The sequence below is a fragment of the Pseudoalteromonas luteoviolacea genome (assembly GCF_018100925.1).
In the GTDB taxonomy this organism is placed as follows: domain Bacteria; phylum Pseudomonadota; class Gammaproteobacteria; order Enterobacterales; family Alteromonadaceae; genus Pseudoalteromonas; species Pseudoalteromonas obscura.
Genome location: NZ_JAGJEH010000064.1, coordinates 1 through 474 on the forward strand (window position 1 = coordinate 1; position 474 = coordinate 474).

The 474-nt window shown below is 41.8% G+C and carries 1 protein-coding gene; it reads right to left on the reverse strand.

Translation table 11 applies throughout. The annotated features are described in order from the left end of the window. A partial coding sequence (locus J8M00_RS28070) for a hypothetical protein (RefSeq protein ID WP_211013653.1) occupies window positions 1-435 on the reverse strand: 435 nt, incomplete at its 3' end. Window positions 436-474: the final 39 nt, after the last annotated feature.

Sequence of the window (474 nt, forward strand, 5' to 3'; positions counted from 1 at the left end):
CATAGCCCAAGGGTAGGGATTAACGGCGTCAATTTCGCTTTGCATTTGTTTGAGTGTTTTGACTGTTTGGGGTGTACCATCAAGGTCTTTGAACTCCACAGTTCCCATTGTTGTTTGCCAATCAATCATGGTTTTGTAATTGTCATTGACCATTTTGGATGCGTTATTGAGTGCTGAAACTGCGGTATTAAAATCACCTGAAGTGGGTAAAACAACACAAGGTACTTGGCTTTGGGTTGCGTTTGGCCAAGGCTTGATGAGCTCGATGAATGTGCCATGGGTCGTAACATAGGCTTTGGATATTTCGACGGGCGCGAATGCACCCAGTACTAATGCATCGCTTACTCGTATGTTTGCAACACTCTGGTTATCATTGATTTTAATGATGTTACTGCCACTTGTTACATTGGCGTTTGTAGAGTTAAACCAGGTCATTTTTTATTATCCTCGTAAGTAGATGACTGCGATTTTTTT